Below are 14,315 nucleotides of genomic sequence, written 5' to 3'. Positions count from 1 at the left end.
GAGGAAAAGTCATGGAATTTCTGAACGCCTTTTCCCACCTCGACTGGCAGCAGGTGATGCACCTGACCTGGCAGCACATCACCCTGGTCGGCATCGCCGTGACCCTGGCGATTGTCGTTGGCGTGCCGCTGGGCATTCTGATGACCCGCTTTCCGACCCTTGCCGGGCCGTTGCAGGCCAGCGCCACGGTGCTGCTGACCGTGCCGTCGATTGCCCTGTTCGGTCTGCTGTTGCCGTTCTACTCCAAGTTCGGCCAGGGCCTCGGGCCGATGCCGGCGATCACCGCCGTGTTCCTTTATTCACTGCTGCCGATCATGCGCAACACCTACCTCGCCCTCACTGGCGTGGAACCGGGCATCCGTGAAGCAGCACGCGGCATCGGCATGACCTTCGGCCAGCGCCTGCGCATGGTCGAGTTGCCGATTGCGGTGCCAGTGATCCTCGCCGGCGTACGCACCGCCGTGGTGATGAACATCGGCGTGATGACCATCGCCGCGACCATCGGCGCCGGCGGCCTCGGTGTGTTGATCCTCGCTTCCATCAGCCGCAGTGACATGTCGATGCTGATCGTCGGCGCGCTGCTGGTCAGTCTTCTGGCGATTTTCGCCGACCTCGTTTTGCAGTGGCTGCAACGCTCGCTGACTCCAAAAGGACTCCTGAAATGATCGAACTTCAAAATCTCAGCAAGACCTTCCAAAGCAACGGCAAAGACGTCAAAGCTGTGGATTCGGTAAGCCTGACCGTCAATGAAGGCGAAATCTGCGTGTTCCTCGGGCCCTCGGGTTGTGGCAAAAGCACCACGCTGAAGATGATCAACCGCCTGATCAAACCGACCTCGGGCAAGATCCTCATCAACGGCGAAGACACCACCGATCTCGACGAAGTGACCCTGCGTCGCAACATCGGCTACGTGATCCAGCAGATCGGTCTGTTCCCGAACATGACCATCGAAGAAAACATTGTCGTCGTGCCGAAACTGCTCGGCTGGGACAAACAGAAATGCCACGACCGCGCCCGCGAATTGATGAGCATGATCAAGCTGGAGCCCAAGCAGTATCTGCATCGCTATCCGCGCGAATTGTCCGGTGGTCAGCAACAGCGCATCGGTGTGATCCGCGCACTGGCGGCGGATGCACCGTTATTGTTGATGGACGAGCCGTTCGGTGCGGTCGACCCGATCAACCGCGAGATGATCCAGAACGAGTTCTTCGAAATGCAGCGCGCGCTGAACAAGACCGTGATCATGGTCAGCCACGACATCGACGAAGCGATCAAACTCGGCGACAAGATCGCGATCTTCCGCGCCGGCAAACTGCTGCAGATCGATCACCCGGACACGCTGCTGGCGCATCCGGCGGACGATTTTGTCAGCAACTTCGTCGGCCAGGACAGCACGCTCAAGCGCCTGCTGTTGGTGAAGGCTGAAGATGCGGCGGACAACGCGCCATCGGTGAGCCCGGAAACCCCGGTGGCCGATGCGCTGGAATTGATGGATGAGCATGACCGTCGCTACGTGGTGGTCACCTGTGCCGAGAACAAGGCGCTGGGTTATGTGCGTCGTCGCGATCTGCACCGTCAGACCGGTACGTGCGCGCAGTTCCTGCGTGAGTTCAATGCCACAGCGGCGTACGACGAGCATTTGCGCATCCTGCTGTCGCGGATGTACGAGTTCAACCGTTCGTGGCTGCCGGTGATGGATGCCGAGCGGGTGTTCCTTGGCGAGGTGACGCAGGAGTCGATTGCGGCTTATCTGAGTTCGGGGCGTTCACGCGGAATGAAGACCAGTATCGTCTCGCCGGCTGAAGCGGTAGTCGCCTAAAAAATACACAACCTGTGGGAGCGAGCTTGCTCGCGAAAGCGGAATATCAGTCAACAACGATGTCGACTGTGAAAATGCCTTCGCGAGCAAGCTCGCTCCCACAGGATCCGGGTGATTTTTTCTTCACTCATCAGGCGGAAAAGAATCTCAACACCTGAGAACCAGGCAGCATGCTCTGGACAGCCTTCCAAACAACCAAAATCCCCCTCTCCCCTTCCTCTCGCGGCCAACGTCGCCGAAGTTGCAGCCATCACACTTACCCACGACCTAGCCGACAAAATCCACGAACGTGCAGGTATTTTTAACACTGGAAAATTCCCGGGGAACATCTGCCCGTCATCTCGGTCGGCTACAAAGAGTGATGAGCGCGACGTACGTCAGAAGCGTGCAAAAACGCGACATTTTTAGTTGATCTCAGGCCCCTCACGCCCTAAAGTTCGCGCCGAACGTCCATGCTGGAAACGATCCATCCGGCTCAAGTACTGACGACGAGACAGCAAGGCCAAGGGTAAAACCACCCGTGGCCTTTTTGCTTTCGGCGACATGCCTTGGGAAGTAGGCGAACCAAAGTGGGGATACGGAGGGCGTTCATTTGCACCCATTGTTTAACTTAGTTTGCCAGTAGGAGTTCCCAGCATGTCGATCCAGGTCGAAGACTATTTCGCGCGCGCTACATTCGACAAAATGAAGGCGTTCGCCGACAAACAGGAAACCCCGTTCGTGGTGATCGACACCGCGATGATCGCCCAGGCCTACGATGACCTGCGCGCCGGTTTCGAATTCGCCAAGGTCTACTACGCGGTCAAGGCCAACCCGGCCGTCGAGATCATCGACCTGCTCAAAGAAAAAGGTTCGAGCTTCGACATCGCTTCGATCTATGAGCTGGACAAGGTAATGGATCGTGGCGTCAGCCCGGACCGTATCAGCTACGGCAACACCATCAAGAAATCCAAGGACATCCGCTACTTCTACGAGAAGGGCGTGCGTCTGTTCTCCACCGACTCCGAAGCTGACCTGCGCAACATCGCCAAGGCGGCCCCGGGTTCGAAAGTCTATGTGCGCATCCTCACCGAAGGCTCGACCACGGCTGACTGGCCACTGTCGCGCAAGTTCGGCTGCCAGACCGACATGGCCATGGACCTGCTGATTCTCGCTCGCGACCTCGGTCTGGTGCCTTACGGCATCTCCTTCCACGTCGGCTCGCAGCAACGCGATATCAGCGTCTGGGACGCGGCGATCGCCAAGGTCAAAGTGATCTTCGAACGCCTGAAAGAAGAAGACGGCATCCACCTGAAGCTGATCAACATGGGCGGTGGCTTCCCGGCCAACTACATCACCCGCACCAACAGCCTGGAAACCTACGCCGAAGAAATCATCCGTTTCCTCAAGGAAGACTTCGGTGATGACCTGCCGGAAATCATTCTCGAGCCGGGCCGCTCGTTGATTGCCAACGCCGGTATTCTGGTCAGCGAAGTGGTACTGGTTGCACGCAAGTCGCGCACCGCCGTCGAGCGTTGGGTGTATACCGATGTGGGCAAGTTCTCCGGCCTGATCGAAACCATGGACGAAGCGATCAAGTTCCCGATCTGGACCGAGAAAAAAGGCGAGATGGAAGAAGTCGTCATCGCCGGCCCGACCTGCGACAGCGCCGACATCATGTACGAGAACTACAAGTACGGTCTGCCGTTGAACCTGGCGATTGGTGATCGTCTGTACTGGCTGTCGACCGGTGCGTACACCACCAGTTACAGCGCGGTTGAGTTCAATGGCTTCCCGCCGTTGAAGTCGTTTTACGTGTAAGAGCAGCTGCGAGTTTCAAGCTGCTAGCTGCAAGTGAAAAGCCCATGACGTGTCATGGGCTTTTTTGTGTCTGTGCGTTCGGCTTGAAGTTTTGCCGGGTACTTGAGACCGAGGCCCCTCACCCCAGCCCTCTCCCGAGGGAGAGGGAGCCGATGTGTAAGCTTTTCAAAATTGAGTTCGACTGGATATCTCAGGTCGATGTATAGCGCCAGAACGACGCGGTCAGTCCCCTCTCCCCCTGGGAGAGGGCTAGGGTGAGGGCTTTGCGAATTCAGACGCGCTGCAAGTCTGTGCATCGAAGCGCGAACTGAGCAGCCATCCCCTGAATCCTGGGATCTGTCGCAACTGACAGCGTCTGACTCGCCACCCGCAGAAAATTCAGATTGCCGCCGGCCAAAGCTCTCTCAAGCCAATCGACCGCCTCATCAATCCGCCCCTCATCCGCTAAAACTGCAGCGAAACTGAACTGCCCACGAAAATCCCCACCCTCAGCCGAGCGCCGATACCACTCACGCGCCGCAACTGGATCCGCCGGGCACACCCGCCCTTCTTCCAGATACCGCCCCAGCAGATTCATCGATTTCGCATGGCCCAGTTCAGCCGCGCGGCGATACAGCGCCAGCGCCTGCAGATGATCCACCTCCACTCCCCGCCCGGTCGCCAGCAAATTGGCGAGGTTGTACATCGCCCAATCCAGTCCGGCATTCGCTGCGATCCGATAATGCTGCGCAGCAACCGACGCATCCGCCGCAATGCCCCAACCATGCTCATGACAACGCCCGAGCATGTTGCGCGCCATCAGGTGCCCACGCCCGGCAGCGATGCCGAACCAGCGCAGCGCCAGCGTTTGATCCTGGGCGATGCCTAGGCCGTCGAGCAGGATTTGCCCAAGCAACGCCTGCGCCTCTACTTCGCCCTCACCCGCCGCGAGCAAAATCGCCTGCGCGGCACGGGCCGGGCTTTCGCCGAGCATGACGCTAAGTTGTTCGCCGCTGAGGATTTCCTCGCGGCGCAGCAGGAAACTCATACCTCGACCCAGCGACGGAGCAAGTTGTGATACGTGCCGGTGAGGCGAATCAGTGACGGGTGATCAGGCAGATCTTGAGTCAGTTGCTGAATCGCCCCGTCCATCTCGAACAACAGCGCGCGCTGGCTATCTTCACGCACCAGACTTTGTGTCCAGAAGAACGACGCATAACGCGCGCCACGCGTGACCGCGTTGACCTTATGCAGGCTGGTGCCGGGGTACAAAACCATGTCGCCGGCCGGCAACTTCACCCGTTGCGTGCCGAAGGTGTCCTGGATCTCCAGCTCGCCGCCGTCGTAATCCTCGGGCTCGCTGAAGAACAGCGTCGCCGACAGATCGGTGCGCACCCGCTCGATGCTGCCCTTGGGTTGGCGCACGGCGTTATCGATGTGGAAATCGAAACTGCCACCGGCCGTGTAACAGTTCACTAACGGCGGGAAGACTTTGTGCGGCAACGCGGCGGACATGAACAGTGGATTTTTCCACAAACGTTCCAGCATCGCTGCGCCGATTTCCTTGGCCAGCGGATGACCTTCGGGCAGCTGCAAATTGTGCTTGGCCTTGGCCGACTGAAAGCCAGCGGTGATCTTGCCATCAGCCCAATCGGCCTGCTCCAGCGCCTCACGGATACGCTGCACTTCGTCTTTCGCGAACAGTCCGGGGATGTGCAGCAGCATGGCGATGTCACCTGATGGCAAAGAGGCGGCAATGGTATTGATTCTTATTGACTGTGTAAAACCCGAGAGACGAATGAACTGGCAAAAACCGTAAGGTTAAATTGTAAAGAATGTAAATTCAGTGCGAATAACAATGTTTCGCAATTGATACGAATAACTGTTTACCCTATATTCCGCGGCCTCAAATCCTTGGGGAGGGGAATAAAAATGGCACGTCAACACGCACAATTACCGGTCAGTTCACCACGTCTGCTCGCCTCTGCAATCGGTGTGGCAATCACCGCCGGTTCCGCTGGCCAGATGGTGTTCGCCGCTGAAAAAACCGACAGCAAAGCCTCCGGCAATGCCATCGCCCTGGACGCCACCGCCATCACCGGCGAAGCCCAGGATTCGACGTCCTATCAGGTCGAAAAAGCCTCCTCGCCCAAGTACACCGCGCCGCTGGTCGATACACCGCGCTCGGTCACCGTTATTCCGCAACAAGTGCTCAAAGACACCGGCGCCCTGAACATGCAGGACGCGCTGCGCACCGTGCCGGGCATCACCTTCGGCGCCGGTGAAGGCGGCAATCCACAGGGCGACCGTCCGTTCATTCGTGGTTTCGACGCGCAGGGCGACACCTACCTCGACGGCGTGCGCGACACCGGTTCGCAAAGCCGCGAAATCTTCGCCGTGGAAAACATTGAAGTCAGCAAGGGCCCGAACTCCGCCATCGGCGGTCGTGGCGCAGCGGGCGGCAGCATCAACCTGGTGAGCAAGAAAGCGCACCTGGGCAATTCGTTCGACGGCGGCTTCACCTGGGGCTCCGACCAGACTCAGCGCTATACCCTCGACGGCAACTACCAGTTCAGCGACACCGCCGCCGGCCGTCTGAACCTGATGAGCCACGAGAGCAATGTCGCCGGTCGCGACAAAGTCGATTACGACCGCTGGGGTATCGCCCCGTCCCTGGCGTTTGGCCTGGGCACCGACACCCGCGTCAACCTCGACTACTACCATCTCGAAAGCAACGACACCCCGGACTCGGGCGTGCCGTACACCATTCCGGCCGGCGGCTCCGCTGCACGCACCAAGTCCAATCCGGACAAGCCTTACGCTGGCGGTGACCACAGCAATTTCTACGGTCTGGATCGCGACTTCCGCAAGGGCCGCACCGACACCGCGACCTTCGCCATCGAGCATGACCTGAGCGACTCGCTGACGATCAAGAACACCCTGCGTCACGGCACCAGCATGCAGGATTACATCCTGACCCAACCTGACGACAGCAAGGGCAACGTCAACAACGGCACGGTCTGGCGTCGTGCCAACACTCGGGTGAGCAACACCGAGACCACCACCAACCAGACTGACCTGTTCGGCAATTTCTACGTCGCCGGCTTCAAGAACAGCTTCTCCACCGGCGTTGAATACACCCGTGAGGAAAGCCAGAAGTCTTCGTACAACGTCAACACCGACACCACGCCGCGCACCAGCGCAGTGACCACTAACTGCAACCCGGGCCTGATCGGCGCCGCCAGTGGCTACAACTGCACCTCGCTGTCGAACCCGAACCCGAACGATCCGTGGAACGGCGCGATTTCGCGCAACTACGCCGGCACCGACACCCAGGCCAACACCTACGCGCTGTATGTGTTCGATACGCTGGAGCTGAATGAGCAGTGGCTGGTGAACATGGGCCTGCGTTACGACCACTTCGACACCGACTACAAGACCTACAACGCCGCTGGCACCACCACGTCCAAGGGCGATGACACCAGCGAGTTCGTCACCGGTCAGTTCGGCGTCGTCTACAAGCCTGCGGAAAACGGCAGCATCTACGCCTCCTACGCCACCTCGGCCACGCCACCGGGCAACACCTTGGGCGAGGGTCAGGAAGGCAACCCGTTGGGCGGCACCCCGGATCGCAGCGGCAACCTGCTGAGCAGCGACATGGAGCCGGAAACCACCAAGAACTATGAAATCGGCACCAAGTGGGATCTGCTCAACGATCGCCTGTCGCTGACCGCTGACATCTTCCGCACCGAGAAAGAAAACGCTCGTGTGCAAGTCGACACCACGTCGTACGAAAACGCCGGTAAGACCCGTGTGCAAGGTGTCGAGCTCTCGGCCAGCGGCAAGATCACTGACAAGTGGCAAGTGTTCGCCGGTTACGCCTTCATGGACAGCGAACAAGTCGACGGCGGCCCGCTGGGCAAGGCCAACGACGGCAACGAACTGCCTAACACGCCGAAAAACAGCGCCAGCCTGTGGACCACTTACCAGGTCACGCCGAAGCTGACCATCGGTGGCGGCGCGTTCTACGTCGACGACGTGTACGGCAGCGTGGCCAACACCACCATGGTTGACTCGTATGTTCGCTACGACGCGATGGCTGCGTACAAACTGACCAAGAACGTCGACCTGCAACTCAACGTGCAGAACCTGACCAACGAAACCTACTACGACAAAGCCTTCTCGACCCACTTCGCCAACCAGGCGGCGGGCCGTACGGCACTGTTGAGCACCAACTTCCACTTCTGACCGATGTGGAAACCTGTGGGAGCGAGCTTGCTCGCGAAAGCGCTGGGTCAGTCAAGTAGAGGCTGACTGACACGACGCCTTCGCGAGCAGGCTCACTCCTACAGGGAATGCGCCGCCAAGCTTGGCCCCGTTCATTCCATTGAACGGGGCTTTTGCGCGTAATAAAGAACGCTTCTCGATAACCCACGGCATAATGCGCGCCGTGAAGACAATATTCGAACGGACGGCGAGTGACGTGTTGAAGAAAACCCTGTTCCAGTTGCACTGGTTTTTTGGCATCACCGCAGGCCTGGTGCTGGCGTTGATGGGCATCACCGGCGCGGCCTATTCGTTTCAGGACGAGATCCTGCGGGCGCTGAATCCGTCCGTCCTGCAAGTAGAGAAACAGGTGGCCGGTGTGCTGCCGCCCGTGGAACTGGTCGAGCGCATCGAAGCCACGTCCGCCAAAAAGGTTTCGATGCTCTGGGTCGAAACCGACAGCGGCAACGCCGCGAAAGTGTTCTTCACCCCGCCCAAGGGCGAACGTCGTGGCGAGATGCGTTACTTCGATCCGTACACCGCTGAGTTCATGGGCGACGCGGTCGGCCAGGATTTCTTCGGCCTGATGCTGCAACTGCACCGCTTCCTCGCCATGGGCGATACCGGGCGCAACATCACCGGCGCCTGCACATTGATCCTGCTGTTTTTCTGCCTCTCTGGTTTGTATCTGCGCTGGCCACGTCAGTGGCACAGCTGGCGCGTGTGGCTGACGCTGGACTGGAAGAAAAAGGGCCGCGCCTTCAACTGGGACCTGCATTCGGTAGCCGGTACATGGTGCTTGTTGGTGTATCTGCTGCTGGCACTGACCGGGTTGTCGTGGTCATACGAGTGGTACAACAAAGGCCTGACCCGACTGCTTTCCGACTCGCCACAAAACGAGCGCGTACGCGGTGGTCGCGGCCCGGCACCGGAAGGCCCTGCGCCGACAGCCGATTACGCGGCGATGTGGAGCAGCATCTACAGCGCCGCCGGCCCGGGTCTGGCCGCGTACAACATCCGCATGCCGGCCATCGCTGGCCAACCGGCGACCGTGTTCTACCTGCTCGACAGCTCGCCGCATGATCGCGCCCTGAACCAGATCACCCTCGACCCGGCCACGGGCCTGGTCAAACGCGTCGACCGTTACGCCGACAAGAGCTTCAAGGCGCAACTGCTGACCAGCATTTATGCGCTGCACGTCGGCAGCTATTTCGGCCTGGTCGGACGGATCATCATTACCCTCGCGGCAGTGTGCATGCCGCTGTTCTTCATCACCGGCTGGCTGCTGTACCTCGACCGCCGCCGCAAGAAAAAGCAGATCAAGGATGCACGTAAAGGCCTCGTTCAACCGGCCGGCGATGCGTCGGCATGGCTGATCGGCTTCGCCAGCCAGAGCGGTTTCGCCGAGCAACTGGCGTGGCAGACCGCCGGCCAATTGCAGGCTGCCGGACTGCCGGTGAAAGTGCAGCCGCTGGCGAATGTCAGCGAACAGGATCTGCGTGAATCGAACAACGCACTGTTTGTGGTGAGCACGTTCGGCGACGGCGAAGCGCCGGACAGCGCGCGCGGATTCGAGCGCAAAGTGCTGGGCAAAGCGGCAACGCTCGACAGTCTGAATTACTCGGTGCTCGGTCTCGGCGATCGTCAATATCAGCACTTCTGTGGTTTCGCCAAACGCCTGCACCAATGGTTGGCGGAGCACGGCGGCAAGACATTGTTCGCGCCGGTGGAAGTCGATAGCGGTGATCCCTATGCCCTGCGCCATTGGCAAACCCAACTTGGCCTGCTTACGGGGCAAGCGCCCGTGGATACCTGGCAAGCACCGAGTTACGACAACTGGACGCTGGTACGCCGCGAGCTGATGAACCCGGACAGCAGCGGTGCGCCGGTTTACTTGTTGGGCCTGAGCGCACCGAACACCAGCAGTTGGCTGGCCGGTGATCTGGTCGAAGTGCTGCCGCGCAACTGCCCGTGGGCCATCGAACACTTCCTCGACGGCCTCGGCATTCGTGGCGAAACCACCGTGAAAATCAACGGCCTCGACGAGCCGCTGGAAGTCGCGCTGGCCTCGCGGCAATTGCCCGAGCACCGCGCACATCTGGTCGGTTTGCATGCGCAATCGCTGGTCGACGCGATGGTGCCGCTGGCCATGCGCGAATACTCGATCGCCTCGATTGCCGCCGACGGCGTGCTGGAGTTGATCGTGCGCCAGGAACAGCATGCCGACGGCACCCTTGGCATCGGTTCCGGCTGGCTGACTGAGCACGCGCCCGTGGGCGGAAGTATCAGTTTGCGGGTGCGACGCAACAGTGGTTTCCATCTGCCGAACGAACCGCTGCCGATGATTCTACTGGGCAACGGTACGGGTCTGGCCGGGTTGCGCAGCTTGCTCAAGGCGCGGATTGCCGATGGTCAGCAGCGCCAGTGGTTGCTGTTTGGCGAGCGCAATCGTGAGCACGATTTCCTCTGCCGCGCGGAGCTGGAAGAGTGGTTGATCAATGGTGATCTGGAACGGCTGGACCTGGCGTTTTCGCGGGATCAGGCTGAGAAGGTTTATGTGCAGGATCGCTTGCGTGAGTCGGCTGCAGAGTTGAAGAAATGGCTGGCGGACGGGGCGGTGATTTATATCTGCGGCAGCTTGCAGGGGATGGCTTCGGGGGTTGATCAGGTGCTCAATGACATCCTCGGCAGCGCCGAAGTCGAACGCCTGATCGAACAGGGCCGCTATCGCCGCGACGTCTATTAAAAGCCCCTCACCCTAACCCTCTCCCGGAGGGAGAGGGGACTGATTGGGGGAGATTCACGCAATACGCCGACCTGAACGTGCTTCACCGAATCCATAATCGAGAAAGGCTTTGTATCCAATCTCATAATCGATACGGTCTTTCAGGTCGACGTACCTCTTCAGACACCACGGTCGGCCCCCTCTCCCTCTGGGAGAGGGCTGGGCGGGCGGCGTTCCGATGAGGGTTAGCTTTTGATCTTCAAACCGGCTGCAACTTCTGTTCAAAAACCGCCACCCCATTCAAATCCCGCAACACCACGCTCATCTCCCCACTCCCCCCTTCAATATTCACCTCGCCAAAAAACTGAAACCCGGCAAACGGCGAAGTGTTTTGCGCCGGCGGCGCCTTCTCGAAAACAACCTCCGGGCCAAAGGTTTTATCCAGTGGATTAGGCCCGAAACTCCCGGCGTTCAGCGGCCCGGCGACAAACTCCCAGAACGGTTCGAAATCCTGAAACGCCGCGCGATCCGGGTGATAGTGATGCGCCGCGCAGTAATGCACATCTGCCGTGAGGAAGACAAAATTGCGCACCTGCTGCGCACGCAGATAGCCGAGCAATTCGGCGATTTCCACCTCGCGCCCCTGCGCAGGTCCCGGATCACCGTTAGCCACCGCTTCCCAACGCGCCACACCCGGACTGACCTCACCATCCGGCACGCCCAGACCGATCGGCATGTCGGCGGCAATGACCTTCCACTGGGCTTTGGATTTCTTCAAGCCGTGCTTGAGCCAGTTCAGTTGCTCACGCCCCAGGAACGGTTTCGCCGCGCCGAGGTTGTCGTCATTGGCGCCGCGATAACTGCGCATGTCGAGCACGAACACATCGAGCATCGGCCCATAACTCAACTTGCGATAAATCCGCCCGCCACCGTCAGCGGCCTGCAAACGCATCGGTGAATATTCCAGCCACGCCTTGCGTGCACGCCCGACCAGGGTGTGGATATCTTTCTCCTGGTAGCGCTCATCAAGCTGCTTGCCCGGCGACCAGTTGTTGACCACTTCATGGTCGTCCCACTGCCAGATCTGCGGCACCTCGGCGTTGAAGCGGCGAATGTTTTCGTCCATCAGGTTGTAGCGGTAATTGCCGCGATAATCGTCGAGGGTCTGCGCGACTTTGCTCTTGGCTTCGGTGGTGAGGTTGCGCCAGATGCGACCGTTTTCCGTGGTGAGCTGCGCGGGTACCGGGCCGTCGGCGTAGATGGTGTCGCCGCTGTGGATAAAGAAGTCCGGCAGGCGCAGACGCATGGCTTCATAGATGCGCATGCCGCCGATGTCCGGGTTGATGCCGAAGCCCTGGCCGACGGTGTCGCCGCTCCAGACGAAACGAATATTGCGCCGCGCCGTCGGAGCGCTGCGCAGGTGACCCAACCACGGTTCGCTGGCGACGCCGGTGCGCGCGTCCTTGAAATACACCCGATAGAAAATCGCCTGATCGGCGGGCAGCCCGGTCAGTTCAACGCGGGCGGTGAAGTCGCTGCGGGCATCGGCCAGCGCCGAGACCACCCGGCGCGGGTGACGAAACTGGCTGCGGGTGTCCCACTCGACCACCATATGCGCGGGGCGATCGCTGCGGCTCCAGATCATCGCGCGGTCGCCTTGCAGATCGCCGGACTGCACGCCGTCGGTCAACTGCGGGCGATCCTTGACCGACGCAATCACCGCCGGCGCCAGGCTTGGCATCAGCAGACCGGCACCAACGACTTGCATGACACGCCGGCGACCGGGGTTGAAATCGCTCATGGTGTTCTCCCTGAAAAAAGGAAAACTTAAGCACGCGATCATGAAACACACATGACACCAGACACACCGCAGAACCAATTGTAGGAGTGAGCCTGCTCGCGATATCGGTATATCTGCCAACATTCATGTCACTGACAGACCGCTATCGCGAGCAGGCTCACTCCTACAAGGGATTTGTGTTTTCAGTTAAGCCTTCGCCGGTTCCAGCGCCAGCTCAACGGCTTCCGGGCGTTTGACCGTCGCATAGACAACGGCGGTCAAGAGGCTCCCCGCGACAATCGCCAGCAAATACAGCAACGCATGATTGATCGCATTCGGAATCGCCAGCACAAACAAGCCACCGTGCGGCGCCATCAGTTTGCAGCCGAAGTACATCGACAATGCACCTGTCAGCGCGCCACCAGCGATGCTCGCCGGAATCACCCGCAACGGATCTTTCGCGGCAAACGGAATCGCCCCTTCGGAGATGAAGCACAGCCCCAGCACGAAGGCAGCCTTGCCGGCCTCGCGTTCAGTCTGGGCGAATTTGCGCCGCGCAATGAATGTGGCGATGCCCAGACCAATCGGCGGCACCATCCCTGCGGCCATGGTCGCGGCCATCGGTGCATAACTCTGCGACGCCAGCAGACCTACCGAGAACGCGTACGCGGCTTTGTTGATCGGCCCGCCAAGGTCGACGCACATCATGCCACCGAGCAGCACACCGAGCAGAATCGCGTTGGTGGTACCCATGCTGTCGAGGAAATGCGTGAGCGCACCGAGCATGCCGGCGACCGGTTTACCGACCACGTAAATCATCACCAGACCGGTGATCAGGCTGGCGAACAACGGGATGATCAGAATCGGCTTCAGCGCTTCGAGACTTTGCGGCAAGGCGACATATCGACTGATAGCCTTGGCCGCATAACCGGCGATAAACCCGGCGATGATGCCGCCGATAAACCCGGCGCCCAGCGTACTGGCAAGCAAACCACCAATCATCCCCGGCGCCAAGCCCGGACGGTCGGCGATCGAGTAAGCGATGTAACCGGCCAGCAGCGGCACCATCAACTTGAACGCCGTCTCACCGCCGATCTGCATCAGCGCAGCGGCCAACGTGCCTTCTTCCTTGAACGCGGTGATGCCGAAGACGAACGACAGCGCGATCATCAAACCGCCGGCCACGACCATCGGCAACATGAATGACACGCCGGTCAGCAGGTGTTTATAGATGCCGGTTTTCTCTTGCCTGGCCGGTGCCTGGCCGTCACTCGCGGCGCTTTCCACAGCGCCTTCGGCCAAGGCTTTTTTCAGCGTGGCTTCGGACTGCTTCAAGGCGATCCCGGTGCTGCAGCGATAGATCTTCTTGCCGGCAAAACGCTCGGTGGCGACTTCGATATCCGCCGCCAGCAACACCACGTCTGCGTCGGCAATCGCCGCCGCGCTCAACGGGGTTTTTGCGCCCACCGAGCCTTGGGTTTCGACTTGCAAGTCATAGCCCAGGCGCTTAGCGGTTTGCTGCAAGGCTTCGGCGGCCATGAAGGTGTGCGCGACACCGGTCGGGCAGGCAGTGATGGCGACGATGCGTGGTGCTCGCGGCGCATCAGTTACCGGTTCAGCCTCGCTGGCGACGTAGACGGCAGCCTCTTCAGCGCCCCGACGCAGCACCGCTTCGACATCTTGCAACGCCTGCGCCGGGGCGATCTGGAACACCCGTTTGCCGACAAAACGCGTCATGTCGATCGCGCCTGTGGCGACCAGCAACACCCATTCCGCCGCCGCAATCGTCGCTGCCGACAATTCGCGTTCCGGGTGCGCTGCATCGACCACTTCAACGCTGGTGCTCCAGCCCTGACGCTGCGCGGCGGCATCGAGCAAACGCGCGCACAGCACACTGGTGACCATGCCGTTCGGGCAAGCCGTAACAATGGCTAATTTCATGACAA

General features: G+C 60.1%; 9 protein-coding genes. 5 read left to right on the top strand and 4 right to left on the bottom strand.

Features of this window, described 5'->3' with window-relative positions; translation table 11 throughout:
• Nucleotides 1-11 precede the first annotated feature (11 nt).
• The 3 genes from AB4N74_RS28300 to AB4N74_RS28290 all read left to right on the top strand — a co-directional run bounded on the left by AB4N74_RS28300 (nt 12) and on the right by AB4N74_RS28290 (nt 3,619).
• Nucleotides 12-665 (top strand): ABC transporter permease, encoded by a 654-nt coding sequence (locus AB4N74_RS28300; RefSeq protein WP_320335793.1) that lies wholly within the window; start codon nt 12-14, stop codon nt 663-665.
• On the top strand, nt 662-1,819 hold the full coding sequence (locus AB4N74_RS28295) for an osmoprotectant ABC transporter ATP-binding protein OsmV (RefSeq protein ID WP_034154441.1): 1,158 nt from the start codon (nt 662-664) through the stop codon (nt 1,817-1,819). The genes AB4N74_RS28300 and AB4N74_RS28295 overlap by 4 nt, the downstream gene beginning before the upstream one ends.
• Before the next feature lie 636 nt (nt 1,820-2,455).
• Nucleotides 2,456-3,619, top strand: a complete 1,164-nt coding sequence (locus AB4N74_RS28290) for a type III PLP-dependent enzyme (RefSeq protein ID WP_007915304.1) — start codon at nt 2,456-2,458, stop codon at nt 3,617-3,619.
• A gap of 271 nt (nt 3,620-3,890) precedes the next feature.
• Here AB4N74_RS28290 and AB4N74_RS28285 read toward each other — a convergent pair whose 3' ends face one another.
• Both AB4N74_RS28285 and AB4N74_RS28280 read right to left on the bottom strand, forming a co-directional pair.
• A complete protein-coding gene (locus tag AB4N74_RS28285; RefSeq protein WP_460097901.1) occupies nt 3,891-4,646 on the bottom strand; it encodes a tetratricopeptide repeat protein in 756 nt (251 codons plus the stop codon).
• On the bottom strand, nt 4,643-5,323 hold the full coding sequence (locus AB4N74_RS28280) for a Fe2+-dependent dioxygenase (RefSeq protein WP_257357006.1): 681 nt from the start codon (nt 5,321-5,323) through the stop codon (nt 4,643-4,645). The genes AB4N74_RS28285 and AB4N74_RS28280 overlap by 4 nt, the downstream gene beginning before the upstream one ends.
• 207 nt (nt 5,324-5,530) lie before the next feature.
• On the opposite strand from AB4N74_RS28280, the gene AB4N74_RS28275 reads away from it, so the two are divergent.
• Nucleotides 5,531-7,846, top strand: a complete 2,316-nt coding sequence (locus AB4N74_RS28275; RefSeq protein ID WP_099757982.1) for a TonB-dependent receptor — start codon at nt 5,531-5,533, stop codon at nt 7,844-7,846.
• A 235-nt stretch (nt 7,847-8,081) separates the two neighbouring features.
• The gene (locus AB4N74_RS28270) at nt 8,082-10,610 is read left to right on the top strand and encodes a PepSY domain-containing protein (RefSeq protein ID WP_460097900.1); all 2,529 of its coding nucleotides are present in this window, start codon (nt 8,082-8,084) and stop codon (nt 10,608-10,610) included.
• Nucleotides 10,611-10,848: 238 nt separating this feature from the next.
• Here AB4N74_RS28270 and AB4N74_RS28265 read toward each other — a convergent pair whose 3' ends face one another.
• Entirely contained in the window at nt 10,849-12,390 is a 1,542-nt protein-coding gene (locus tag AB4N74_RS28265; protein ID WP_186623088.1) for an alkaline phosphatase D family protein, read from the bottom strand.
• A 186-nt stretch (nt 12,391-12,576) separates the two neighbouring features.
• Nucleotides 12,577-14,310, bottom strand: a complete 1,734-nt coding sequence (locus AB4N74_RS28260; protein WP_460097899.1) for a PTS fructose-like transporter subunit IIB — start codon at nt 14,308-14,310, stop codon at nt 12,577-12,579.
• Nucleotides 14,311-14,315 lie beyond the last annotated feature (5 nt).

This window comes from Pseudomonas sp. H3_C08 (assembly GCF_054669455.1).
The sequence above is the reverse complement of the archived record's forward strand: the minus strand, read 5'-3'. Positions and strand labels throughout refer to the sequence as shown.

Bases quoted from the DNA above. Each gene is read 5' to 3' on its own strand.
- AB4N74_RS28265 (WP_186623088.1), bottom strand. From the start codon at position 12,390: ATGAGCGATTTCAACCCCGGTCGCCGGCGTGTCATGCAAGTCGTTGGT.
- AB4N74_RS28285 (WP_460097901.1), bottom strand. From the start codon at position 4,646: ATGAGTTTCCTGCTGCGCCGCGAGGAAATCCTCAGCGGCGAACAACTT.
- AB4N74_RS28280 (WP_257357006.1), bottom strand. From the start codon at position 5,323: ATGCTGCTGCACATCCCCGGACTGTTCGCGAAAGACGAAGTGCAGCGT.
- AB4N74_RS28275 (WP_099757982.1), top strand. From the start codon at position 5,531: ATGGCACGTCAACACGCACAATTACCGGTCAGTTCACCACGTCTGCTC.
- AB4N74_RS28295 (WP_034154441.1), top strand. From the start codon at position 662: ATGATCGAACTTCAAAATCTCAGCAAGACCTTCCAAAGCAACGGCAAA.
- AB4N74_RS28260 (WP_460097899.1), bottom strand. From the start codon at position 14,310: ATGAAATTAGCCATTGTTACGGCTTGCCCGAACGGCATGGTCACCAGT.
- AB4N74_RS28290 (WP_007915304.1), top strand. From the start codon at position 2,456: ATGTCGATCCAGGTCGAAGACTATTTCGCGCGCGCTACATTCGACAAA.
- AB4N74_RS28300 (WP_320335793.1), top strand. From the start codon at position 12: ATGGAATTTCTGAACGCCTTTTCCCACCTCGACTGGCAGCAGGTGATG.